The sequence below is a fragment of the Micromonospora xinjiangensis genome (assembly GCF_056150165.1).
In genome coordinates this window covers 282079-305328 of sequence record NZ_JAXCFO010000006.1, presented here as the reverse complement: position 1 = coordinate 305328, position 23250 = coordinate 282079, and the positions used below count along the sequence as shown (strand labels likewise).

At 73.2% G+C, this 23250-nt stretch carries 20 protein-coding genes and 1 riboswitch; of the genes, 11 read left to right on the top strand and 9 right to left on the bottom strand.

Features of this window, described 5'->3' with window-relative positions; genetic code table 11:
• Positions 1–78: 78 nt before the first annotated feature.
• A complete protein-coding gene (locus tag SM573_RS22920) occupies positions 79–1041 on the top strand; it encodes a LamG-like jellyroll fold domain-containing protein (RefSeq protein WP_474610620.1) in 963 nt (320 codons plus the stop codon).
• A gap of 38 nt (positions 1042–1079) precedes the next feature.
• Positions 1080–3176: a PQQ-dependent sugar dehydrogenase gene (locus SM573_RS22915; protein WP_474610619.1), complete on the top strand. Its 2097-nt coding sequence runs from the start codon at positions 1080–1082 to the stop codon at positions 3174–3176.
• A gap of 121 nt (positions 3177–3297) precedes the next feature.
• Here the strand turns inward: SM573_RS22915 and SM573_RS22910 are convergent, their stop codons facing one another.
• Positions 3298–4323 (bottom strand): LacI family DNA-binding transcriptional regulator, encoded by a 1026-nt coding sequence (locus tag SM573_RS22910; protein ID WP_474610618.1) that lies wholly within the window; start codon positions 4321–4323, stop codon positions 3298–3300.
• 206 nt (positions 4324–4529) lie between these two features.
• Between SM573_RS22910 and SM573_RS22905 the strand changes: the two genes are divergently transcribed.
• From SM573_RS22905 to SM573_RS22895, 3 genes are read left to right on the top strand one after another with little or no spacing between them, the layout of a single operon-like run.
• Positions 4530–5681, top strand: a complete 1152-nt coding sequence (locus SM573_RS22905; protein WP_474617020.1) for a Gfo/Idh/MocA family protein — start codon at positions 4530–4532, stop codon at positions 5679–5681.
• Complete coding sequence (locus tag SM573_RS22900) at positions 5678–6841, top strand: dihydrodipicolinate synthase family protein (RefSeq protein ID WP_474617019.1); 1164 nt, start codon at positions 5678–5680, stop codon at positions 6839–6841. The genes SM573_RS22905 and SM573_RS22900 overlap by 4 nt, the downstream gene beginning before the upstream one ends.
• Positions 6838–7752 carry a sugar phosphate isomerase/epimerase family protein gene (locus tag SM573_RS22895; RefSeq protein ID WP_474610615.1) on the top strand — a complete coding sequence of 305 codons (915 nt, stop codon included), beginning with the start codon at positions 6838–6840 and terminating at the stop codon, positions 7750–7752. The genes SM573_RS22900 and SM573_RS22895 overlap by 4 nt, the downstream gene beginning before the upstream one ends.
• A gap of 18 nt (positions 7753–7770) precedes the next feature.
• On the opposite strand, the gene SM573_RS22890 is transcribed toward SM573_RS22895, so the two are convergent.
• The 4 genes from SM573_RS22890 to SM573_RS22875 all read right to left on the bottom strand — a co-directional run bounded on the left by SM573_RS22890 (position 7771) and on the right by SM573_RS22875 (position 10465).
• Positions 7771–8514 (bottom strand): amino acid ABC transporter ATP-binding protein, encoded by a 744-nt coding sequence (locus tag SM573_RS22890; protein WP_474610614.1) that lies wholly within the window; start codon positions 8512–8514, stop codon positions 7771–7773.
• A complete protein-coding gene (locus tag SM573_RS22885) occupies positions 8511–9290 on the bottom strand; it encodes an amino acid ABC transporter permease (protein WP_474617018.1) in 780 nt (259 codons plus the stop codon). The genes SM573_RS22890 and SM573_RS22885 overlap by 4 nt, the downstream gene beginning before the upstream one ends.
• Positions 9291–9334: 44 nt before the next feature.
• Positions 9335–10210: an ABC transporter substrate-binding protein gene (locus SM573_RS22880; RefSeq protein ID WP_474610612.1), complete on the bottom strand. Its 876-nt coding sequence runs from the start codon at positions 10208–10210 to the stop codon at positions 9335–9337.
• Positions 10211–10315: 105 nt separating this feature from the next.
• Positions 10316–10465, bottom strand: a complete 150-nt coding sequence (locus SM573_RS22875; protein WP_474610611.1) for a hypothetical protein — start codon at positions 10463–10465, stop codon at positions 10316–10318.
• A 34-nt stretch (positions 10466–10499) separates the two neighbouring features.
• Positions 10500–10612: riboswitch (SAM riboswitch) on the bottom strand.
• 205 nt (positions 10613–10817) lie between these two features.
• On the opposite strand from SM573_RS22875, the gene SM573_RS22870 reads away from it, so the two are divergent.
• Positions 10818–11225: a ChaB family protein gene (locus tag SM573_RS22870; protein ID WP_474617107.1), complete on the top strand. Its 408-nt coding sequence runs from the start codon at positions 10818–10820 to the stop codon at positions 11223–11225.
• 4 nt (positions 11226–11229) lie between these two features.
• Positions 11230–11643, top strand: a complete 414-nt coding sequence (locus SM573_RS22865; protein WP_474617017.1) for a nuclear transport factor 2 family protein — start codon at positions 11230–11232, stop codon at positions 11641–11643.
• A gap of 49 nt (positions 11644–11692) precedes the next feature.
• Here the strand turns inward: SM573_RS22865 and SM573_RS22860 are convergent, their stop codons facing one another.
• Positions 11693–13786: an amylo-alpha-1,6-glucosidase gene (locus SM573_RS22860; RefSeq protein ID WP_474617016.1), complete on the bottom strand. Its 2094-nt coding sequence runs from the start codon at positions 13784–13786 to the stop codon at positions 11693–11695.
• A 225-nt stretch (positions 13787–14011) separates the two neighbouring features.
• Between SM573_RS22860 and SM573_RS22855 the strand changes: the two genes are divergently transcribed.
• The 3 genes from SM573_RS22855 to SM573_RS22845 all read left to right on the top strand — a co-directional run bounded on the left by SM573_RS22855 (position 14012) and on the right by SM573_RS22845 (position 16378).
• The gene (locus SM573_RS22855; protein ID WP_474610608.1) at positions 14012–14332 is read left to right on the top strand and encodes a hypothetical protein; all 321 of its coding nucleotides are present in this window, start codon (positions 14012–14014) and stop codon (positions 14330–14332) included.
• The gene (locus tag SM573_RS22850; RefSeq protein ID WP_474617015.1) at positions 14326–14613 is read left to right on the top strand and encodes a hypothetical protein; all 288 of its coding nucleotides are present in this window, start codon (positions 14326–14328) and stop codon (positions 14611–14613) included. The genes SM573_RS22855 and SM573_RS22850 overlap by 7 nt, the downstream gene beginning before the upstream one ends.
• A 190-nt stretch (positions 14614–14803) precedes the next feature.
• Complete coding sequence (locus SM573_RS22845; RefSeq protein ID WP_474617014.1) at positions 14804–16378, top strand: Na+/H+ antiporter; 1575 nt, start codon at positions 14804–14806, stop codon at positions 16376–16378.
• A 117-nt stretch (positions 16379–16495) separates the two neighbouring features.
• Here the strand turns inward: SM573_RS22845 and SM573_RS22840 are convergent, their stop codons facing one another.
• Both SM573_RS22840 and SM573_RS22835 read right to left on the bottom strand, forming a co-directional pair.
• Positions 16496–18547: a glycosyl hydrolase family 28-related protein gene (locus SM573_RS22840; protein ID WP_474617013.1), complete on the bottom strand. Its 2052-nt coding sequence runs from the start codon at positions 18545–18547 to the stop codon at positions 16496–16498.
• Between the two features lie 90 nt (positions 18548–18637).
• Positions 18638–21010, bottom strand: a complete 2373-nt coding sequence (locus SM573_RS22835; protein WP_474617012.1) for a galactose-binding domain-containing protein — start codon at positions 21008–21010, stop codon at positions 18638–18640.
• A 194-nt stretch (positions 21011–21204) separates the two neighbouring features.
• Here SM573_RS22835 and SM573_RS22830 point away from each other — a divergent pair, with 194 nt between their 5' ends.
• Positions 21205–22389, top strand: coding sequence for a low temperature requirement protein A (locus SM573_RS22830; protein WP_474617011.1), 1185 nt, complete (start codon positions 21205–21207; stop codon positions 22387–22389).
• Positions 22390–22618: 229 nt separating this feature from the next.
• On the opposite strand, the gene SM573_RS22825 is transcribed toward SM573_RS22830, so the two are convergent.
• A complete protein-coding gene (locus tag SM573_RS22825) occupies positions 22619–23242 on the bottom strand; it encodes a TetR/AcrR family transcriptional regulator (protein WP_474617010.1) in 624 nt (207 codons plus the stop codon).
• Positions 23243–23250 lie beyond the last annotated feature (8 nt).

Sequence of the window (23250 nt, the reverse complement as noted above, 5' to 3'; positions counted from 1 at the left end):
CCACATAGGGTCCGGCCACTCCGGTAAGCGCTTACCGGGCCCGGACCGCCGAGTTCGTGGCACAGAGAGGTGTACGCGATGTCGAGAACACGACGCGTCGCCGCCGCCACCGCCGCCGTCCTGGCGGCCGGGGTGCTGGCCGGTGTCGCGGCGCCACCCGCGTCCGCGGGCCATCCGGGCCCACGTGACGTCCACCCGTCCCTGCGAGACAACCTGGTCGCGTTCTACGACTTCGACCACCCCGTCCCCGGCGACGAGGCGCTGGAACGCGACCAGGGCCGCTCCGGCACCGAGATCGAGCTGGTCAACGGCGCGGCGGCGATGCGCGTGCGGGACCACGCGTACGCCGGCAGCGGCCGGGCGTTGCAGACCCGGCAGGTCGAGCCGACGGTCGCCGGCAACGACGACTGGAAGGCCGGCATCTACTCGGCCAGCGGCGTGCGTACGCTGCGCGCGTTCAACGCCGTGGCCGGCACCACCGTCATGGGCTGGTTCAAGGTCGAGATGACCGGCCCGCTGCCCAACTCCAACACCCAGAACCCGGATGACCTGTTCAACGCGATCGGGCTGGCCGGCGTGCTCACCGGCGACTCCGACGGGCACGGCGTACGTGCCCTGCTGGAACTCATCGACGTCAACGGCGAGCTGCGCCTGGTCGCGTTGGGACGCCGGCTCGACGGCGGGAACTCCCAGACCTTCGCGGCCCAGGAGGACTGGCGCACCCTGCTGCCGGTGGGGCGGTGGGTGCACCTCGCCGCCACCTTCGACTTCGCCACCGGCACCATGGCGCTCTACCGCGACGGCCGGCCCCTGGCCGGCTTCTACACCCGCACCGACGACCCGTGGCTGGTCGGCGGCCCCGGGCCGCACGTCACCACCGCCACCGACCCGCGCGGCATCAAGATCGGCGGGAGCTTCCCGCAGGACACCCGCGAGCAGAACCCGTGCGACTGCCGGATGGACGCGTTGATGTTCCTCGACCGCGCGCTCTCGGCGCGGGACGTCGAGCGGCAGTACCGGCACATGATCCGCGGTCGCTGATCCACCACCCCACCGTCCCCCCGAGAATGGAGTGACCCGTGCGCATCTCCACTCGCCGCCCGCGCAGACCGGTGACGACGACGGCGCTCACGATCGCCGCGCTCACCCTGTCGCTGGTGGCCGCGGCCCCCGCCCAGGCGGCCGACCCGATCTACGACCCGGTCCCCGAGGCGCAGATCCAGAGCCGTCTCGGCCTGGTCCTGAGCGAGTACACCAGCTTCCCGAAGTCCGAGCCGACCCCGGCACCGACGGACACCCGGCTCATGCGCCAGGCCCGGATCAACACCATCATGGAGATCCCCGACGGCTCCGGCCGCCGGGCCGTGCCCGACCTCAACGGCAAGCTGTACGTCGTCGAGGACGGGGTGCCGCACGTCTACCTGGACGTCGCCGCGACCTTCGCGCCGAAGTTCTTCTCCGGCCGCGGGCTCGGCCAGGGCTTCGGCTACGTGGCCTTCCACCCGGACTTCACGCGCAGCGGCAAGTTCTACACCGTCCACACCGAGCAGGCGTCGCTCGCCACGGAGACGCCGGACTGGTCGCAGGCCGGCACCATCTACCACGGCATCATCACGGAGTGGACGGCGAGCGACCCGGCCGCCGACACCTTCGCCGGCACCCGCCGGGAGGTGCTGCGCATCGGCTTCGGCGGCCAGGTGCACGGCATCCAGGAGATCAACTTCAACCCGACGGCGAAGAAGCGCGACCCCGACTACGGCATGCTCTACATCGCCGCCGGTGACGGCGGGCTCGGCGTCCGCAACACGGACCCGCAGAACCTCGCCCTGCCGCACGGCAAGCTGCTGCGGATCGACCCGCTGGGCACCAATGCCGCGAGCCGGCGGTACGGCATCCCCCCGTCGAACCCGTTCGTCGGGCGGGAGGGCGCGCTCGGCGAGATCTACGCGGTCGGCTTCCGCGACCCGCACCGGTTCAGCTGGGACCGCCAGACCGGGAAGATGTACCTGGGCCACATCGGCGAGCACGCCATCGAGGCGATCTACGAGGTGCGGGCCGGTGACAACTTCGGCTGGAGCGAGCGCGAGGGCGCGTTCGTCTTCGACAAGGCGTCCACGCGGCCCTGCGACAAGCTCTTCCCGCTGCCCGAGGACGACGAGCGGTACGGCTACACCTACCCGGTGGCCGCGTACGACCATGACCCGGCGCCGGGCTGGAACTGCACCTCGGACGTCGGGGTCGCGGTGGCGGGCGGGTTCGTCTACCGCGGCCGCGACGTGCCGGCGCTGCGCGGCAAGTACGTCTTCGGCGACCTGGTCGACGGCCGGGTGCTCTACACCGAGGCGAAGGAGATGCGCCGCGGGGCGCGGCCGGCCCCGATCCATCGGCTGGCCCTCTTCACCGAGGACGGCACCCCGGTGCGGATGCAGGACCTCTCCGGGCCCGGCGCGCCGGGTGACCCCAACCGGGTCGACCTGCGTTTCGGCACCGACGCGCGGGGCGAGCTCTACCTCCTCGCCAAGGCGAACGGGAAGATCTGGAAGGTGACCGGTACCCGGGAGTTCGCGAGCGGGAAGCCCGGCACCACGAAGGTGCGGGACACCATGCGGCCGAGCAACTGGGCGCCGGTGACCCCGTCGAAGTGGCGGTTCACCGGCGAGCAGGTCATCCTCGCCGAGGCGGGCGTGGCCCGGCCCGGTCCGCGTCGACCGTTCGAGTACGCGGTGCTCACCGCCGGCCCGGAGTTCGGGGCCGTGGACATCACGGCGGACGTACGGCTGGACACGCCGGTCGAGGTGACGAACCGGGACGTGATCATCGTCTTCGGCTACCGCTCGGACACGGAGTTCTACTACGCCCACCTGTCGACCGACAACACGATCCTGCCGCACAACGGCATCTTCAAGGTCGACAACGCGGACCGGGAGCGGATCGACTACCAGTGGAACGGCCGTTCGCGCGGTGCCGCGCCGGCCGTCGTGGACGCCGACTGGCACACCGTCCGGGTCCGGCACCTGCCGACCACCGGGGAGATCGCGGTCTACGTGGACGGGGCGAAGGACCCGCTCATGACCGCCCGCGACACGACGTTCACCTCCGGCCGGGTGGGCTTCGGGTCCTTCGACAACATCGGCCGGCTGCGCGACCTGCAGGTGCGCGGCACGCCGGCGGGCTGAGGCGTCCGGCGCGGCGCGGTGGGGGAGCGGTGGCAGCCGGCCGCCGCTCCCCGGCCCACCCGCCCCGGTGCCGCCCGACACCGACGTCGGCGGCGGAGCCGGGCCTCGCCGGCCCGACCGGTCAACCGAGGCGGGGGGTGCTGGGGCGCACGACGACCTCGCCGGCGACCCGGTGCACGCGGGGCCGGTCGACGTCGTCGTCGAGGGCCAGCCGGACGGCCAGCGCGCCGATCTCCTCCAGCGGGATCCGCACGGTGGTCAGCCCCGGGCTGACGTCGCGGAGGGTGGCGATGTCGTCGAACCCGGCGATCGCCATGCCCGCCGGCAGCTCGACGCCGCGGTCGCGCAGCGCGGCCATCGCCCCGACCGCCATCACGTCGTTGACCGCGAAGACGCAGGTGACGTCGGGCTCCCGGTCGAGCAGCTGGTGCATGGCCGCGTAGCCGCCGTCGCGGGTGAACGGCCCGGGCACCACGTGCGCCGGGGCGAGCCGGACGCCGCGCCGGGCCAGCGCCTCCCGGAAGCCGGCCACCCGCTCGGTCGCGGTGAGCAGGTCGGTCGGGCCGGAGAGGACGGCGAAGCGGCGGTGCCCGAGGTCGTGCAGGGCGCTGCCGAGGTCGCGCGCGCCGGCCTGGTTGTCGATCGAGATGGTGTCGACCGGCAGGCGGGGCTGGCTGATGGCGACCGCCCGGCCGCCCTCGGCCTCGAACGCCGCGAGCTCCTCGGCGAGCTGGTCGGTGGCGGCCCGGTCGTCGGTGCGGCTGCCGACCACGATGACCACACTGGCCCAGTGCCGGCGGAAGGCGCCCACGTAGTCCGTCTCGGCGCCCGGCCGCCGCTCGGTGCTCGCCATGGTGACCAGCAGGCCGTTCGCCTCGGCCTCCCGCATCACGCCGGCCGCGACGGCCGAGAAGTAGGGATCGGCGATGTCGTGCAGCGACAGGCCGACGATGTTGGTGCGGCCCCGGGCCATCGCCTGGGCGTGCGCGTTGGGGGAGTAGCGCAGCTCGGCCGCCGCGCGCAGCACCCGCTCGCGCAGCTTCTCACCCACCACGCGGTTGGCGCTGCCGTTGAGGGCTCGGGAGGCGGTGGCCAGCGAGACGCCGGCGCGGCGTGCCACGTCGTGCAGCGTGACGGAACCGGTCACGGGACGTCCTTCCGCAGGCGCCGGGTGGGGGTCGTCCGCCAGCGTAGGAAGCGGCCGACCGGGCGTCAAACCCCGGTGACCTGCACTTCCGCCATTCACGACGGCCGATTCCGGGTGCCGTTGACCGGCCGCTGGGGACGGGGCTTGCACGGGCGCCTCGCTCTGCCCTACCGTTCCGGGTAAGCGCTTTCCCAAGGAGGTCGTCGATGGCCGGTCGCAAGCTCGGCGTGGTGATGAACGGGGTGACCGGGCGGATGGGCTACCGGCAGCACCTCGTCCGATCCGTCCTCGCCATCCGGAAGCAGGGCGGCGTCGCCCTCTCCGACGGCACGCGCGTGCAGCTCGAGCCGCTGCTGGTCGGGCGGAACGCCACGAAGCTGCGCGAGATCGCCGAGCGGCACGAGCTTCCGCGGTGGAGCACCGACCTGGACGCCGCGCTGGCCGACGACGACTACCCGGTCTACTTCGACTCCCAGCTGACCCAGGTGCGGGAGAAGGCGCTGATCAAGGCGATGGACGCCGGCCGGCACGTCTACGCGGAGAAGCCCACGGCCGAGTCGCTCGACGGAGCCCTCGAACTCGCCCGCCACGCCCGCCGCGCCGGGGTGAAGAACGGCGTGGTCCACGACAAGCTCTACCTGCCCGGCCTGCTGAAGCTCAAGCGGCTCGTCGACGGCGGGTTCTTCGGCCGGATCCTGTCGGTGCGCGGCGAGTTCGGCTACTGGGTCTTCGAGGGCGACTGGCAGCCGGCCCAGCGTCCGAGCTGGAACTACCGCGCGCAGGACGGCGGCGGCATCGCGCTGGACATGTTCCCGCACTGGAGCTACGTGCTGGAGAACCTCTTCGGCCGGGTGCGCGCGGTCACCGCCCGGGTCGTCACGCACATCCCCGAGCGCTGGGACGAGCAGGGCGAACGCTACGACGCGACCGCCGACGACGCGGCGTACGCGATCTTCGAGCTGGACGGCGGCATCGTCGCGCAGGTCAACTCCTCCTGGGCGGTCCGGGTCAACCGGGACGAGCTGGTGGAGTTCCAGGTGGACGGCACCGAGGGCAGCGCGGTGGCCGGGCTGCACCGCTGCCGCGTGCAGCACCGGGCGGTCACCCCGAAACCGGTCTGGAACCCCGACCTCGTGGAGACGCAGAGCTTCCGCGACCAATGGCAGGAGGTGCCGGACAACGCGGTGCTCGACAACGGATTCAAGGCGCAGTGGGAGCAGTTCGTCCGGCACGTCGTGGAGGACGCGCCGAACCCGTACGACCTGCTCTCCGGCGCTCGCGGGGTGCAGCTCGCCGACGCCGGGCTGCGCTCGTCGCGGGAGGGCCGCCGCGTCGAGCTGCCGGAGCTGACCGCGTGAGCGCCCGGGTGCGGCTGCCCCGCCCGGACGGCACGCTGGAGGAGCGGTGGCTGAGCGAACCGGCCCGGTGGCCCCGACCGGCCGGGCCCCTCACGTCCCGGGTCGCCTTCGCGGCGGCGCACGTGGTGGCCGACCCGCTCGGCGACAACACCCCCGGCGCGCCGGCGGTCGTCGACTGGGAGTCCACCCTGGCGTTCCGACGGCACCTGTGGTCGTACGGGCTGGGGGTGGCCGAGGCGATGGACACCGCCCAGCGCGGGATGGGGCTGGACTGGGCGACCACGCGGCAGCTCATCGCGCGCAGCGCCGCCGCCGCCCGCGAGGTGGGCGGGCGCATCGCCGCGGGCGCCGGCACCGACCACGCCCCGGCCGACCTCGCCTCCCTCGACGACGTCACGGCCGCGTACGCCGTGCAGGTCGAGGTCGTGCAGGCCAGCGGCGCGCAGGTCATCCTGATGGCCAGCCGGCAGCTCGCCCGCCTGGCCCGCGGGCCCGAGGACTACGCGAAGGTGTACGGGCGCCTGCTGGACCACGTCTCCGGCCCGGTGATCCTGCACTGGCTGGGGCCGATGTTCGACCCGGCGCTTGCCGGCTACTGGGGCTCGGCCGACGTGCCGGTCGCCACCGCCGCGTTCCTCGACCTCGTCGCCCGGCACGCCGACAAGGTCGACGGGGTGAAGGTGTCGCTGCTGGACGCCGCGCACGAGCGGGGGCTGCGGGCCGCCCTGCCCGCCGGCGTACGCCTCTACACCGGTGACGACTTCAACTATCCCGAGCTGATCCGCGGGGACGGTGTCCACCACAGCGACGCCCTGCTCGGCGTCTTCGCGGCGATCGCACCGGCGGCCTCCGCCGCGCTCCAGGCGCTCGACGAGGGCGACCCGGCCCGCTACGACGCGATCCTCGCGCCGACGCTGCCCCTCGCCCGGCACGTCTTCGCCACCCCGACCTGGTACTACAAGACCGGCATCGCCTTCCTCGCCTGGCTCTGCGGCCACCAGCCCGGCTTCACGATGGTGGGCGGCCTGCAGAGCGCCCGGTCGGTGCTCCACCTCGCGGAGCTGGCCCGCCTCGCCGACGACGCCCGGCTGCTGCCCGACCCGGACCTCGCCGCCGCGCGCCTGCGGGCGTTCCTCGACGTCGCCGGGGTGCCGCGATGACCGGCACCGCGCCCTCCACCGTGGACGGCCTGGACGTGCCGTCCGGGCGGCCGGCCGAGGTGCCGACCCCGGGCCCGGGCGACCCGCGGCTGGCCCGGCTGTCGCTGAACCAGAAGACCACCGACCGGTGGTCCGTCGCGGAGGCGGTCGCCGGCTGCGTACGCGCCGGGCTGCCCGCGATCGGGCTGTGGCGGGAGCCCGTGCAGGCGATCGGCGTGAGCGCCGCGGCCCGCCTCGTGGCGGACGCCGGCCTGCGGGTCTCCTCACTGTGCCGGGGCGGGTTCCTGACCGCCGCCGACCCGCAACGGTGGCGCCGCGCGCTCGACGACAACCGCCGTGCCGTCGACGAGGCCGCCGCCCTGGGCGCCGCCTGCCTCGTCATGGTGGTCGGTGGCCTGCCGCCGGGCTCGCGCGACCTGGCCGGCGCCCGCGCGCGCATGGCCGAGGGTGTGGCCGCGCTGGCGCCGTACGCGGGGGAGCGGGGGGTGCGGCTCGCGCTGGAGCCGATGCACCCGATCTTCTGCGCCGACCGGGGAGTGCTCTCGACCCTCGGTCAGGCGCTGGACCTGGCCGAGCGGTTCCCGGCCGAGCAGGTCGGCGTGGTCGTCGACACGTTCCACGTCTGGTGGGACCCGGACGTGCTCGACCAGATCGACCGGGCCCGGGGGCGGATCGCGAGCTTCCAGGTCTGTGACTGGATCACGCCGCTGCCGCCGGACGCCCTGCTCTCCCGGGGCATGATGGGCGACGGGCACATCGACTTCCCGCTGCTGCGCCGGGCCGTCGAGCGGGCCGGCTACACCGGCGACACCGAGGTGGAGATCTTCAACGCCGACGTGTGGGCGGCCGACCCCGACGCGGTCGTGGCGACCCTGACCCGCCGGTACGTCACGCACGTGCTGCCCGACTGAGCGGAGCCGGGGGCCCGCTCAGAGCACCTGGGCCAGGAAACGGCGCAGCCGCGGGTGCTCGGCGGCCTCGAAGACCGCTGCCGGTGCGCCGGCCTCCAGCACCACCCCACGGTCCATGAAGGCCACCGTGTCGGCGACCTCGCGGGCGAAGCCCATCTCGTGGGTCACCACCACCATGGTCATCCCGCCGGACGCGAGGTCGGCCATCACCCCGAGCACGCCCTTGACCAGCTCCGGGTCGAGCGCGCTGGTCGCCTCGTCGAAGAGCATCACCTGCGGCTGCAACGCCAGCGCGCGGGCGATCGCGACGCGTTGCTGCTGCCCGCCGGAGAGGTGCCCCGGCCGGGCGTCGGCCTTGCCGGCCAGCCCCACCAGCTCCAACTGGGCCCGGGCGACCGCCACCGCCTCGTCCTCCGGCAGCCGCTTGATCCGGCGCAGCGCGAGGGTGACGTTGCGCAGGACGCTCATGTGCGGGAACAGGTTGAACTGCTGGAAGACCATGCCGACCCGCTGGCGCAGGGCGTCCGGGTCGTCGCCCAGGACGCTGCGCCCGTCGAGCAGCACGTCGCCGCGGTCCGGCTCGATCAGCCGGTTGATCGTCCGCAGCAGCGTCGACTTGCCCGAGCCGGACGGCCCGATGACGCAGGCGGTCTCGCCCCGCGCGACGTCCAGGTCCACGCCGCGCAGCACCCGGTTGGCGCCGAAGGCGAGGTGGACGTCGCGCACGGCCAGGCTCACCGAGGTGCTGGTGTCGACGCTCATCGCTGGCTCCCTCCCGCCGCTCCCGGCAGCGCCAGGTCGGCGTCGTCGATCTCCTCGGCCGGGGCGCCGGCCGGGCGTCCGTGCCGCAGCCGCCGGTCGATGGCGTTCACCACGTGGGTCAGCGGCACGGTCAGCGCCAGGTAGAACAGCCCGGCGAGCAGCAGCGCCGACTCGTTGCCGGTGGTGGCCGCGTAGTCCTGGCCGATCCGGAACAGCTCCCGCTGGCTGGCCACCAGCCCGAGGAAGTAGACCAGGCTCGAATCCTTGATCAGGGCGATGAGCTGGTTGACCCACGCGGGGAGGACGCGGCGCACGCCCTGCGGGATGATGACCACCCGCATCGCCTCGCCCCAGGAGAAGCCCAGGGCGCGGGCCCCCTCCAACTGGGTCGCCTCCACCGACTGGATGCCGGAGCGGAAGATCTCTCCGATGTAGGCGGCGGCGATCAGGGAGAGCGCCAGGATGCCCAGCGGGTACGGGTTCGGTCCCCACACCTGCATGCCGAGCGGGGCGAGGCCGACGCCGATCAGCAGGATCGTCGCGGCGGCCGGCAACCCCCGGAACACGTCGGTGTAGACGCGCGCCGGCCAGCGCAGCCAGCGGGTGCGGGAGATGCCGGCGATCGCCAGCAGCATGCCCAGCACCGAGCCGAGCAGAGCGGCGGAGACCGCCAGGATCAGCGTGTTGGGCAACCCGACGGTGAGCATCTCGGGCAGCGCCTCGCGCATGGACTCCCAGTCGAAGAAGGTCTCCCACAGGGTGCGCAACGGATCCATCAGTCGTCTCTCCTACCGCTCCGCTCGCTCGTGCTCTCGTACCGTCAGGACGCGGCCGACGCGGACGCCGACGCGGTGGGCGCGGCCGGGACCGCGACGGTGCCGCTGCCGGGCTTGAAGTCCGCCGGGATCGGCCGGCCCGGGTAGTACTGGGCCTGCAGGCGGCTCCACGTGCCGTCCGCGATCACCTCGTCGAGGCCCTTGTTCAGCGCCTCGCGCAGCGGGTCGTTCCCCTTGGCGACCGCGTACGCCGTCGGCGCGGGGCTGAGCAGCTTCGCGGCCACGGTGATCTTCCCGCCGCTGTCCGCCGCGGACTTCTCGCCGATCTCGGCCGGGGCGATCCAGGCGTCGGCGGTGCCCGCCTTGAGCTGGTTGATCGCGCCGTTGTAGTCCGGCACGCGCACCGGGTCGAGGCCCTTGCCGGTCGCGTAGTCGTCCTGGACGGTGCCCTGCACGACCACCACCCGCTTTCCGGCGAGGCCGTCGAAGTCGCGGATCGGGGAGCCGGCCGGCACGTCGAGTCCGAAGTAGCCGAAGTCGTAGCCGTTGCCGAAGTCGACGGTCTTCTTGCGGGCCTCGGTGATCGTGATCGAGGAGCTGCCGACGTCGAACTTGTGGTTGTTGACCTGGGAGAGGAGCGCCGAGAAGTCGGTGCCCACGAACTCGACCTTCAGGCCGATCTTCTCCGCGACCGCCCGGAGCAGGTCGTTGTCGAAGCCGGTGAACTGGCCGTCCTTGAGGTAGACGTTCGGCGGCGCGTCGGTGAGCGTGCCGGCCCGCAGCACGCCGGGCTGGAGCAGGTCGTACGGGTTGTCCGCGGCGGACGAGGCGTCGTCGCCGCAGGCGGTCAGGGAGGCGGCGCCGAGGATCGCGGCCACGCCGAGGGCGGTGACCCGGGTCAGGGCAGGAAGGAATCGCACAGGTGTCTCCGGAATCGGTCAGCGGCGGGGCACGAACGTGCACCGCCGACGGCGCGCCGCTCGGGCGCACCGCTGAAGGGCTCGGGAAGGCGGGAGAGGGCGCGGTCAGCGCCGGGCGCCGGCCGGACAGGCGGCGCTGCACACCCACATCATGTCGACGTGCCGCCGGCGGGTCAGGGCCGGCGGCGCGGGCCACCGGACGGACGCGTCGCGCGCGGTCAGACCGACCGACGGGGTGGTGTCACGGAACGACATGTGGCTCTCCTGGGTCGTTGCTGACCTGGGAACCAGGCCACGCTTGCACCGGGGATCTCTCCGGTGCCCGGTCCTCACCCGGGGCACCCCACCGCGGAGGAGGGTTGCCGGCCAGCAAGCCGGGGCTTGACGCTGGCGCTCATGACCTGCGGCAGAGGTTAGCAGGCCGGCACGGAGGGTCGTCCAGCCGTTATGACCACGCTCACGCAGGCCGCGACGGCCGACCGGGCGAGGCGGGAGCGGGCCGGGCGAGCGCGGCGGGAACCGCCGGCCGGGCGTAGGTGTGGCGCAGCCGGGTACGCCCGCCCGGGGAGGTGTCGCGGTGACCGACAAGCACGAGCAGGCCGAGCAGATGCGCGACGACGTACCGTCGACCGTCGCCCGCTCCGACGACAAGGCGGTGCGGACGTACAAGAAGACGCTCGAGTCCGCCGAGGAGACCTACGGCGACGGTGAGCGGGCCCACCGCACGGCGTACGCCTCGCTGAAGCACACCCACGAGAAGGTCGGCGACCACTGGGAGCCCAAGGAACGTCCCGGGCCGTCCGACCCGCAGGCGGCGCTGGGCACCCCCGTCTCCCGGGACCGCCCCCGGGAGACGGCGCAGGGCGTGGACGCGAACGCGAGCAGGGGGCACCTCGACGAGGTGGCCCGGAAGGTAGGCGTCGCGCGCCCGGAGGACATGGCGCGGGACGACCTGGTCCGGGCGATCGAGAAGGCCAACGCGCGGGCCACCGCCCGGGCGCGGCGACGGCGCTGACGGTATGACGGCGAACCGGGACATCGTCGCCCGCGCCTTCGCGGACTGGTCCGCCGGGACCGGCGACGTCACCGACCTCTTCGCCCCCGACCTGCGCTGGGAGATCGTCGGAAACTCGGCGGTGTCGCGCACCTACGGCAGCGCGGCCGAGTTCGTGAACGAGGCGCTGGCGCCGTTCAACGCCCGGTTCGGCGCCGACAGCCCGTTCCGGCCGGTGACCGTCCGGGCGATCTACGAGGACGTCGAGGCCGGCACCGTCGTGGTGCTCTGGGACGGCGCCGGGGTCACCGTCGGCGGCGAGCCGTACGCCGACACGGTCGCCTGGATCCTGACCTTCCGGGACGGCAAGGTGGTCGCCGGCACGGCGTTCTTCGACAGCGTCGCCTTCAACGATCTCTGGCGCACCCCGCCGGGGTGACGCGCCGCCCCCGGGGGGCCACCCGGCCCCGCCGCCTCCGGGCGTCGCGTCAGCTGGCGGGACGGATCTCGCCGTGGGTGCCCTCGGCGTACAGGTCCCACCGCCGGTCGAACGCCGGCACGCCGAGCAGCCGGACCGGGCCGATCCACTCCGGCAGTTGCGGGTCGAGCACCAGGTGGCCGTCGACGGCGTCCAGGCCGAGCAGCGTACGCAGGAACAGCAGCGGCGCCCCACTGGCCCAGGCCTGCGGGTTGCACGCCGTGGGATAGGGGACCGGGCGCCGGCCGAAGGCGCGGTCGTAGCCGGAGAACGCCTCGGGCAGCCGGTGCTCGGAGTAGGCCGACGCCTCCAGCATGGCCGTGATGATCCGCTGCGCCGCCTCGTGCTGCCCGTACCGGGCGAGGCCGGCCGCGATGAGGGAGTTGTCGTGCGGCCAGACCGTGCCGACGTGGTAGCCGATCGGGTTGTAGCCGCTGTCGGCGGTGGAGAGTGTCCGCACGCCCCAACCGGAGAACATCTCGTCGGACATCAGCTGGGCGGCCAGCAGCGCCGCGCGCTCCGGCGGGACGATCCCGCTCCAGAGCAGGTGGCCCATGTTGGACGTCATCGAGTCGATCTGCCGGCCGTCCCCGTCGAGACCGATCGCGTAGTAGCCGCCCCGCTCCGGCACCCAGTAGTCGCGGTTGAACCGGTCCCGCAGCGCGGCGGCCTCCGCGCGCAGGCGGTCGGCGAGCGCCGCGTCCCGCCACGGCCCGGCGGCGAGTTCGGCGGTCCGCAGCTTCGCGTCGTACGTGTAGCCCTGGGTCTCGCAGGTGGCGATCGGGAGCACCGGAATGGTGCCGTCGGCGAACTGCACGCCGTCGTGCGAGTCCCGCCAGCACTGGTTGCCCAGCCCTTCCCGAGAGCGGGTCGCGTAGCCGACGTACCCGTTGCCGTGCAGGTCGCCGTGCTCGTCGATCCAGCGCAGCGCCGCCTCGGCGTTCGGCCGCAGCTTGCGCACCAGCTCGTCGTCACGGGTCCAGCGCCAGTACTCAGAGAGCAGCACCAGCCAGAGCGGTGTGCTGTCGGCGGAGCCGAAGTAGGGGTGGTAGGGCTTGATCCCCAGCTGGGTCAGCTCGCCCGTGCGGTACTCGTGGAAGATCTTCCCCGGCTCCCGGTCGGTGAAGTCGTCGTGGTCCTCCGCCTGGTGGTAGGCGAGCACCAGCAGGGCGCCCCGCGCCATGGCCGGGCCGAAGGCGACCGTCTGGTACGACGTGATGATCGTGTCGCGGCCGAACACGGTCATGAACCAGGGCAGGCCCGCCGCGTGCAGGACCACCGGCTCGCCCCGGATGCGCTTCTCCAGGCGCATCGACACCAGGTCCGCGGCCGATTTGGCGTACACGGCGACCAATCGGTCGGACCCGGCCTCCAGCGCGGGCACGGCCGCCTGCCAGCGGGTGGAGGGGTCGTCCCCGTCACGCTCGAAGACGTCGCCGAACGAGCGGGGCACCGGCTCGAAGCGCTCCTCGCCGCAGTGCAGAGGCACCCGCAGCTCGCACTGCCAGCCCTCACCGCGGGCCAGCCGCAGGTGCCAGAGCAGGGAGTCGCCGTCGACCTCGTGCGCCGCCGGGTCCGCCTCCACCCGGACCATGGCGAAGTAGCTGCCGTTGCGGTACGTGAAACAGAGCGCGGACCCGTCCGTCGCGTGATCGCGGACGATCTCCGCGGAGCGGTCCCGACCGGACTCCTTGATCTCGAACAGGTCCGCGAAGTCGGTGTCGACGGCGAGCCGCAGCCGGAACTCGACCGGCTCGGCCCCGAAGTAGCGCAGCTCGACCCGCTCGTACAGGCCGTCACCGACGAACCGCTGCCGGCGCAGCCCCACGCGGTTCGGCGGCAGGTCCGGCAGGTCGGCGTTGGCGAGGAAGAACGCGGCGGAGAACGGGTCGACCGTCCCGGACCCCAGCACCAGCAGCGGCGCGTCGTTGATGGTGAGTTCCCACCGGTCGAGGAAGCGGGTGTCGTCGTGCACCAGACCGCCGATGGAGCCCTTCGGCACGTCCCCGCTCGCGTTGGAGAACATGAAGGTGCGGCTCTCGAGCACGCCCACCGCGTCCGGCCCGAGCTCGGGCGGCAGGTCGCGACAGGTTCCGCTGGCCACCCGGTCGTTCGGTCCGAGCTCCGGCCACGGCTGTGCCGGGGTGCGTCGTCGTTCCGCAGCCGTCACGTGTCCCCCCGCCGGCGAACGGGACCTGCCGTCACCGCCGACCCTATGCGGCCGTCGGGCCACTCCGCCCCGGCATCGACCAACATGGCGGAGCCTATAGATGATCCTGGATCTATTTGGTAGCCTCGGGCCCGTCCGCACCGTAACCGGGGAGGTCCGATGCGCCGATCCGCGGTCCGCGCCGCCGCCGCGCTGGCGGCCGCCGCGGTGTCGACCCCGCTCGGGGTGGCCGTCGCTCACGCCGACCCGGTGGTGCCGCGCCACGCCGTCGTCGTGTGCCAGAGCGCCAGCTTCTACGCCAACTACGACTCCGCCGCCGGCCCGGTGGGGCTCAAGCGCGTGCTGGCCTACGGCAACAAGATCGGCCACACCCCCGGCGCGCACCCCGTCTACAACGGCTGGGCCGCGGCCTTCGACTTCGGTCCCAACGACTGGGGCTACCTGCGCGTCGAGTGCATCGGGGGATACGACTCGTGGTGAGAACGCTGGGGCGCCTCGGCGCCGCCTGCGCGGTCGCGGCGCTGGCCGTCGGCGCCGCGGCCGGGCCGGCTCAGGCCGCGTACGGCACGATCGGTGAGCGGGAGACGGTCTGCGCCGTCGACCTCTTCGTCCGCACCCAGCCGAGCGGAGCCTGGATGGGCACCCTCTACCAGGGCCAGACCTTCCTGGTCGAGGGGCCGCGCAGCGGCGGCTACGTCTACGGCTTCGCCTACGGGCACATCAACCGGCGCGGGTGGGTCCAGGACGGCTGGTTCTGCTGACGTGCCACCCGGGCCGCCGCGACGCGCCACCGCGCGCTGCCACCCGCGGTGACCTGACCGGCGCTGGTCACCGTGCCGCACGTGCCGGTGATCCCGCCCGGCGCTGTGCCCGTTCCGCCTCCCCGAGCCGCCGTGAGCCGCGACAGTTGGTGTCGGGGGGCGGCCACGCGGCGACGTCGGGGAGTGCGACATGGAGGCGCTGCTGCTGCTCGTCGTCCTGGGCGCCACCGTCCTGGTCGGCACCACGATCGGCGGGCGTTACCGGGTCGCGCCTCCGGTCCTGCTCATCGGCATGGGCGCGCTGCTCGCCCTGCTCCCGCCGCTGTCGCACGTGGTCCTCGAGCCCGAGGTGGTGCTGCTGTTGTTCCTCCCGGCGATCCTCTACCGGGAGGCGCTGACCACGAGCCTGCGCGAGATCCGCGCGAACCTGCTGATCATCGGCCTGCTCGCGGTGGTGCTCGTGGTGCTCACGATGGTCACCGTGTCGCTCGCGGCACAGGCCCTCGGCGTGAACCCCGCGGCGGCCTGGGTGCTCGGCGCGGTGCTGGCCCCGACCGACGCGGCGGCCGTCTCCGGCCTCGCGAAGCGGATGCCCCGCCGCCTGCTCACCACCCTGCATGCGGAGAGCCTCATCAACGACGGCACGGCGCTCGTGCTCTTCGCCGTCACGGTCGGCCTGCTCGGTGGCGGCGCCGTGCCGGGGCCGCTCGAACTCACCGGCGAGGTGGTCCTCTCGTTCGCCGGGGGCATCGCCGCCGGTGCGGCGGTCGGCGGCCTCGTGGTGCTGGTGCGCCGCCGTCTCGACGACCCGCTGCCCGAGGGCGCGCTCAGCGTGCTCACCCCGTTCGCCGCGTTCCTCCTCGCCGACAGCGTGCACGCCAGCGGCGTGCTGGCCGTCGTGGTGGCCGGGCTGATGCTCGCGTACGCGGGGCCGCGGGTCATCCGGGCCCGCTCCCGGGTGCTGGCCCTGTCGTTCTGGGACCTCTCCACGTTCCTCGTCAACGGCGGGCTCTTCGTGCTGCTCGGGATGCAGATCCCCCGCGCGGTCCGCAGCGTCACCAGCGTCTCGACCGGGCGGGCCGTCGTCATCGCCACGGTGGTGACCCTGGTCGTGGTGCTGACGAGGGCCGCCTGGATCATGCTGTCCCCGTACGCCTTCCGGCTGATCGACCGGCGGGAGTCTCAGCGACGGGCCCGGGTGAGCTTCCGCGTCCGGCTGGTCGCCAGCTGGGCCGGCTTCCGCGGCGCGGTCTCCCTCGCCGCGGCCCTCGCCGTGCCCATCAGCCAGCACGACCAGCGGGTCCAGGAACGTGATTTGATCATCTTCTGCACCGCCGTGGCCATCCTGTCGATCATGTTGATCCAGGGCACCACGCTGCCGCTGATCGTGCGGTGGGCGGGTCTGATGGGCGACCGGCAGCGCGTCGACGAGATACGGCGGGCACGGATACAAGCGGGAAGGGCGGGTCTGTCGGCGCTGCCGGACGTCGCCGCCCGGGTCGGCGCCGACGAGGAACTGGTGGGCCGGGTCCGCACCGACTACGAGGCGCTCCTCGACGACATCCAGGCCGCCGAGCGCGAGGAGGGCCAGCCGCGGACCCGCGAGCTGGAGCGCCAACTGCGGCTGGGCGTGCTCGAACACAAACGCCGGGAGATCACCCGGATGCGCGACGCCAACGAGATCGACGACGTGGTGCTGCGCGAGCTCCAGGCCGCAATGGACATCGAGGAGATCCGACTGCTCGGGCCGATGGCCTCGGAGTGACGGGGCGCGCCGCCCACGTGACGGCCTGACCCGGCCACCTCCGAGCCGCCGGCCGCGAGGTCGACGGCGTCGAGAGCCGCCGTCGACCTCGTGACCAACCTTCCCGGGTGCCCTCGGTCACCAGCGCGACGGCGGGGGCGGCGGGACGACCGGCGGGCGGTCGTCGCAGGTGATGGTGTTGGGCAACTGCCAGTCGGCGAGCCAACCGCCGTCGTTGCCGCCGAGGTCGGTGAGGCCGAACTCCGAGCCGGCCGGGGTGAAGTGGAACGACCCGCAGTTGTTCACCCCGACGGCGCCGACGTTGCGCGCGTCGACGTTCTGGAAGGACGCGGAGCCGGCCGTACGGGCGCTGACCACCGAGGTGCCCGTGCCGTCGACCCGGATGTCGCGGAAGTGGACGTCGCCGATCGAGTAGAGGTCCTTCACCGCCCACTCGCTGACCAGCATGATCGCGTTGTAGGTGTTGTCCAGGTACGCGTCCCCGACCACCTCCACACGGGCGTCGATGCTGCGGTCGAGCGCGTAGAACCAGATGGCCCCGAGCCCGATCTTCCAGTTCAGCTCCCAGGTGCCGGCGCGGACCGTGGTGTTGCCGGTGATCCGCAGATGCCCGGTGAACGGCTCGGCCCCGAAGCGGGACCCGACCTGGATGGCGCTGCCCTCCCGGACGGGGTCGGCTATCAGGTTGCCGGAGACGGTGTTGTCGGCGCCGCCGTAGACGGCGATGCCGTTGGCCAGCACCGGGGACTGCACGGTGTTGCGGTGGAACGTGTTGCGGGCGTTCGCCGTCGTCTCGGACCACATCGCGAGCCCGTCGTCGCCGGTGTTGCGGACGAAGTTGTGGGCCACCAGCGAGTCCGTCACGCCGGTGTGGAAGTTCAGCGCGTCGGCGATCTGGTCGACGACGATGTTGTTGGTGATCCGGACGTTGCGCATCGGCCCGTCGAACCACATGCCGACCTTCGTGTGCCTCAGGTGAAGCCCGTCGATGGTCGAGTCGCTCATCGCCCCGCCGATGCCGTTCACCTGGTCGGTGTCGATCCGCTCCCGTACGTCGCCCTCGATCGCGAAGCCGGAGAGGTGGACGTTCCGGCTGCCGCCGTCGGCCGCGTCCCGGCCGTAGAAGCCGACGCCGGTGTGCACCGACCCGTCCGGGGCGGGGGCGGGCAGGGCGACCTCCCGGCCCTTGATGATCGTGTACCAGTTGCCCGCGCCCTCGATGGTCACGTCGTCGACGACGATGTGCCGGTTCACCTGGTAGGTGCCCGGCGGAAGGTAGACCGGCAACCCGGTGCGCCGGGCGGCGGTGATCGCCCGTTCGATGGCCGGGGCCGAGTCCCGGCGTCCGGTCGGGTCGGCGCCGAACACGAGCACGTTCGCGGCGAGCAGCCGCACCCGCGGCGGACCGACCAGCTCCGAGTCGAGCAGGTCGATGACCGTCCAGGCGGCGTTGGTGCCGGCCGGGGCGGTGAGCCGGATCCGGTCACCCGCCCGGAACGTGCGACCGAGCAGCAGCCGCTGCTCGTCGTAGAAGTGGCTGGGGCGGAACGGCTTTCCGATGGTGGGGAACGGGGTGGTCTCCGCCGGCACGCAGGAGCACTCGGTGATCCACCAGTCGGGGTGCAGCAGGTCGGCGTCGGGGTCGTTGGTGAACGGGTACTGGTTGTAGAGCCACGCGTACTGCGAGGTGAGCGTCATGGTGCGGATCCGCTTGCCGTTCGCCGCGACGTCCAGCGGGGCGGTGATGCCGCCGCCGGTGGGCGCGTCCGGAATGCTGTAGCGCACCGTGATCGCGTTGGCGGCGGCCGGCAGCGTGAACTCGACGTGCTGACCCGGGGTCAACCGCACCGCCCGCCGGCCGGAGGCCTCCGAGGGCAGGGTGTAGGCGGTGCGGTCCGGGCCGATGACCTCGCCGTTCGTGCGGGCGTTCTCCGCCTCCTGTTCGAGGAAGGCGACCTGGGCCCCCCGGCCGGTGACGAGCTGCGGATCGAGGGCGGCCCGGGTCACCACGGGGCCGGTGCGGGCGGGCGCGGCTTCGCCGGTGGCGGCCCCGGCCGGCGCGCCGGCCAGGACGGCGAGCGTCGAGGCCAGCGCCGTGACGGCGGCGAGCGCCGCCCGTCGGGGCCGGTGTCGGATGCGCGGCGGGGCCGCGGGCGTGCTCCGGTTCATGTGTCGGCTCATCTCTTCTCGGTGGTGGGTGCTGCGCCCGGCCCACCCCGGGAAGCCGGCCGAGCCGGCCCGACGTGGGCTCTCCGGCGGTCAGGCGGTGTAGACCTCGAGCTGGGAGAGCTGCCCGGCGGGCCACCCGGTGTTGCCGGTGACGTGGATCCGCACGTACCGGGTCGGAGTGGCGCCGAACGTCAGCGTGACCTGGTTGCCGCCGGCCGGGTCGAAGCGCCGGTCGGCGGCGGGCACGAGCGTGGTCCAGCCGGCGCCGTCGGTGCTGCCCTGGACCGCGAGGGTCTGCGTCCGCGTCGACCAGGACGCCGACGGGGGCAGCCGGAGCACGACCCGTCCCACCGGGGTGGCCGCGCCGAGGTCGACCTGCACCCACTGGGGGAAGGCGTTGTTGGCGCTCTCCCAGTAGCTGTCCGGGTTGCCGTCGACCACGTTCGCGCTGCCGTACGACTGGGTCTGGCTGCTCTGCGCGGTCGGCCGCCCGCGGGCCAGGTCGGTCGGGGCCGCCGGGTCGGTGGTCACGGTGACCGCCGGGGACGGCGCGGAGGGTGTGCCGGCGGTGTCGACCGCGACCACGGTGAAGGTGTACGCGGTGGCGGGGCTGAGCCCGGTGACCGTGGCCGAGGTGCCGGTGACCGTGACCACCGTCCGGTCGTCCTGCCGGACCTGGTAGCCGGCCACGCCGTCGGCGTCGGTGGACGCGCCCCACGTCAGCGACACGCTGGTGGCGGTGCGCCCGGTGGCGGTCAGCCCGGCCGGGGCGGTCGGCGGGGTGGGTGTGGTGGTGGCCGCGTACACCTCGACGTGGGCGAGCTGCGCCGCGGGCCAGGCGGTGTTTCCGGTGATGGTCACCCGGATGTGGCGGGCGGAGGCAGCCGGCACGGTAACGGTCGCGGTGTTGCCCGTCGCCGGGTCGAACCGGATCCCGGACGGCCCCGCGAGGGTGGTGAAGGCGGCCCCGTCGGTGCTGCCCTGTACCGAGAGGGTCTGGGTGCGGGCCTCCCACCCGGGCGGCACGGCGAGGACGAGCCGGTTCACCGGGTGGGCGGCGCCGAGGTCGACCCGCCACCACTGGGGGAAGGCGTTGTTGGCCCCCTCCCAGTAGCTGCCCCGGTCGGCGTCGACGGCGTTGCCCGCGACGAACGGGCCGTTCTGGCTGCTCGCCGAGGTGGGTCGGCCGGCGGCCAGGTTGCCGCCGGGGGGCTGCCCACCGCCGGCGACCGGCGGGGTGGGCCGCACCGGGGTGAGGGGGAGCTGGCCCTTGAGCATCCGCCCGCCGTCGGCGGTGATGCGCAGGTAGTAGTCGGCCGAGCAGTAGGTGCCGTCCTCGTCGAGCGCCCGGATGCCCGCCCCGGCCGGCGTGGTCGCCTGCGTCTCGGAGGTCTTGGCGATCTGGTTGCCCTCGTTGAACTCGTCGAACATGGAGACGTAGAGGCCCTGCGCCCCGAGGCGGATCATGTTGTAGAGGTGCCGCCAGTAGAAGTCGCCGTGCCGGCGGTGGCCGGCCGACAGGTCGCCCGGCATGACGCAGGGCTGGTAGTCGATGCCGTGGGCGGCGCACTCGGCCAGGTCGGGCACGTTGACGTTGGTGTGGAACCAGTCGAGGCCGTCGAGCGTGCCGGTGCGCCCGACCATCCAGGGGGAGATCATGTGGAACGCGCGGTAGACCGCGCCGAAGCCCGGCCGGGAGTCGTTGACGCCCTCCCGCCAGTAGGTGGGTACGCCACCGATGACGTAGCAGCCCTGGGCCTTGAACCACTGCACGACGTCGAGGCAGGGCTCGGGAGCGAAGGGACGCCCGTCGTCGTTGAAGCCGAAGCCCCAGACGCACACCACCGGGCGGCCGTTCTGTCGGGCGTACGCCGGTGAGGCGGTGTGCGCCGACATCTTCGTCGTCCAGTCCTGTTTGATCTGGGACTGCATCGCCGTCCAGCCGGTGACGTCGTACATGATGTAGAACTTGCGCCCGAACCGCTCGGCCGCGCCGCGGACCTTGACGGCCATGGCGTCGCGGGTCGGGCCCTCGTCACCGAACGGGTTGAACCGCTGCAACGCGGCGGTGTCGCAGCCGTGCTCCTGCATCCACCGGAAGTGGGTGTCGACGGTCTGCTGGTCGTAGGAGGAGAAGAGCTGGGCGGGCTGCCCGTTGCCCAGCGGCGGGTACGCGGTGGAGTAGCCGCGGGTGTACTCCCGCATGTCGGGCCAGGAGACGATCGTCGTGTTGGCCGGTGACGGGGGCTGGAAGCGGTCGCGGCTCCAGTGCCACCAGCCGCCGATCGGGGCGCCGTCGCCCGGGCAGCTGAACCAGCCCTGGTAACCGACCGTGATCTTGCCGACCACGTCGCCGGGCGGGCTGGCGGCGGCGGCCGGGGCGGGAGCGGCCAGGTCGGGAAGGGTGGCGAGCGCGGAACCCGCCGCCACGGTGCCGATCAGGGTGCGACGGGTGAGCGCCATGGGAACCGCCCCTTCGCCGGGTCGGGGAATTGACGGCCATCATGCCAGCCGCCGACATGAGACGGCAATAGTCAGACAGTCACCTGAAAAATGCCGATCATCCGGCTGTAAGAAGTGAATGGTACGGCCGGAGCCGGCCGCTGACCCGTAGGGTCGGCTCGCAGGGACGGTGCGGCGCGGGGCCGGGTGACACGATGGCGGCGGCAGCGGAGGACGGCGCGCGGGCGGTCGCGCGGCACCCGGCACGCCCCGCCTACCAGGAGCTCTTCTTCGACCTGGTCTACGTCTTCGCGCTGGTGTCGCTCAGCGGGACGCTTGTCGACGACCAGACCTGGACCGGGGCCGCCCGTACGCTGGTGCTGCTCTTCGCGTTCACGCTGATCTGGGCGCTGACGACGTGGGCGGGGGACACCCTCGACCTGGCCCGCCCGGTCGTCCAGGTGCAGGTCGTCGGCGTGGCGGGAGCCAGCCTGCTGCTGGCCGCCGCGGCGCCCGAGGCGTACGGCGACCGGGGACTGCTCTTCGCGGTCACGTACCTCGTCATCCATCTCGGCTCCAGCGCCTACTACCTGCTGTTCGCCCGGGACCCGGCGGAGCCGCGCCGCAGCGGCCGGGTCGCCTTCTGGGAGACCGTCGCCGGCGTCGGCTGGATCACCGGGGCGCTGGTCGACGGCGACGCCCGGCTGCCGCTCTGGGCGCTCGCGGTCGCCGTCGAGTTCACCGCCGCCGCACTCGGTTGGCCGGTGCCGGGGCTGGGCCGTTCCCAGCCCGCGGAGTGGCGGTTGGTCGGTGAGCGGGTGGCTGAGCGGTACCGGCAGTTCGTCATCGTGGCGCTCGGTGTGTCGATCTTCGTGACCGGGACGACGTTCAGCGGGAACGACTACACGATCGACCGGGGCTACGCCCTGGCGGTGGTGTTCACCACCGTGGTGCTCATGTGGCGGATCTACATCTACCGCGCGGGGGAGCTGCTGACCGAGGCCATCGCCCGCTCGACGAACCCGTCACTGCTCACCCAGTCCGCCGCGGTCACCCATCTGATCATGGTGGCCGGGATCGGCGGCACCGCGGTCACCAGCCAACTCGTCGTGGTCCGCCCGACCGGCGACACCCCGGGCTTCTGGGCCGCGGTCATCCTCGGCGGGCCGGCGTTGTTCCTGGTCGGGCGGGGGCTGCTCGACTACACGGTGTTCGGGCGGGTCTCCCGTTCCCGCGTGGCCGGGCTGGTGTTGCTGGCGGCCGTGGCACCGGCCTCCTCCGTCCTGTCACCGGTCGTCGTCGCGCTGGCCGCCATGGTCGTGCTCGCCCTGATCGCGGTCGCGAACCTGGTGAGCACCCGGCGGCGCGCGCGCATGCCGGCGCCCCCCGGGCACGGCTGACCGGCCACGCGGGCGCGGTCGGTCCGGCGGCGGCGCGCGGCACGTGGCCGCCGCCGGCCCCGCGGGCGACAGGGCGTTCGCGGATTACGGCTCTGCCCGGCGCCGACGATGCCTAGGCCCCGTCTCGAAGTGCGGGTAGCCACTCGTTGACGGCGGTGGCGTGGATGGTGGCCGGCAGCGGACCGGCGGGGTACGGTCGCCCGGCACGGTCAGCGAGGTCTCGGCTGTCTCAGCCTTCCTCCACGGCCTGCTTCGGCAGGGAGAGGCTGGCCGATGCTGTCGGCGCGGTGGGAGAGGGTCCGCGAAGTCCGGCGAGCACGTAGCCGAGGTGTCGCCGCCAGGCGTCCGGCGCGGCCTGTCCGGCGGTGTGGATGATGCCGCGCAATGCCCAGATGGTCGCCGCGACGTCGGCGAGGGTGACGGATGGTGCAGCCCCGCCCCCGCGCTGGGCGCGGTCGAGCAACTGGCCCGTTCGGGCCTCCAGCTCGCTGACGAGTTGGGCCGGTGCGAGCTCGCCCCACATGCCGTGCATGAAGCCACGCCTGGCGGCCAGCTGGTAACCAACGGTTTCGAAGTAGACGTCGAGGCAGCGCTGTGGTGGTTCGGTCAGGGCCTGCCCGGCCAGCTCGACCAGTTGACCGAAGAACGTGGCGAGGACCTCCCGAACCAGTGCGTCCTTGGTCGGGAAGCGCCGGTAGAGGGTGGCCGGGCTGACCTCGGCCGCGCGGGCGATCTCCTCCATGCTTGCTTCGGGCCCGCGTTCGGCGAACACGCGTTCGGCGGCGTCGAGTAGGCGCCTCCGGTTGGCGGCGGCGTCCCGACGCAGTGCGCCGGTCGCGGATGCGGACGTCATGGTCTTTC

Excerpts from the sequence above, each read along its gene's own strand:
- SM573_RS22920 (WP_474610620.1), top strand. The coding sequence starts at position 79 with ATGTCGAGAACACGACGCGTCGCCGCCGCCACCGCCGCCGTCCTGGCG.
- SM573_RS22905 (WP_474617020.1), top strand. The coding sequence starts at position 4,530 with ATGGCCGGTCGCAAGCTCGGCGTGGTGATGAACGGGGTGACCGGGCGG.
- SM573_RS22895 (WP_474610615.1), top strand. The coding sequence starts at position 6,838 with ATGACCGGCACCGCGCCCTCCACCGTGGACGGCCTGGACGTGCCGTCC.
- SM573_RS22890 (WP_474610614.1), bottom strand. The coding sequence starts at position 8,514 with ATGAGCGTCGACACCAGCACCTCGGTGAGCCTGGCCGTGCGCGACGTC.
- SM573_RS22885 (WP_474617018.1), bottom strand. The coding sequence starts at position 9,290 with ATGGATCCGTTGCGCACCCTGTGGGAGACCTTCTTCGACTGGGAGTCC.
- SM573_RS22875 (WP_474610611.1), bottom strand. The coding sequence starts at position 10,465 with ATGTCGTTCCGTGACACCACCCCGTCGGTCGGTCTGACCGCGCGCGAC.
- SM573_RS22870 (WP_474617107.1), top strand. The coding sequence starts at position 10,818 with ATGCGCGACGACGTACCGTCGACCGTCGCCCGCTCCGACGACAAGGCG.
- SM573_RS22865 (WP_474617017.1), top strand. The coding sequence starts at position 11,230 with ATGACGGCGAACCGGGACATCGTCGCCCGCGCCTTCGCGGACTGGTCC.
- SM573_RS22855 (WP_474610608.1), top strand. The coding sequence starts at position 14,012 with ATGCGCCGATCCGCGGTCCGCGCCGCCGCCGCGCTGGCGGCCGCCGCG.
- SM573_RS22845 (WP_474617014.1), top strand. The coding sequence starts at position 14,804 with ATGGAGGCGCTGCTGCTGCTCGTCGTCCTGGGCGCCACCGTCCTGGTC.
- SM573_RS22840 (WP_474617013.1), bottom strand. The coding sequence starts at position 18,547 with ATGAACCGGAGCACGCCCGCGGCCCCGCCGCGCATCCGACACCGGCCC.
- SM573_RS22835 (WP_474617012.1), bottom strand. The coding sequence starts at position 21,010 with ATGGCGCTCACCCGTCGCACCCTGATCGGCACCGTGGCGGCGGGTTCC.
- SM573_RS22830 (WP_474617011.1), top strand. The coding sequence starts at position 21,205 with ATGGCGGCGGCAGCGGAGGACGGCGCGCGGGCGGTCGCGCGGCACCCG.
- SM573_RS22825 (WP_474617010.1), bottom strand. The coding sequence starts at position 23,242 with ATGACGTCCGCATCCGCGACCGGCGCACTGCGTCGGGACGCCGCCGCC.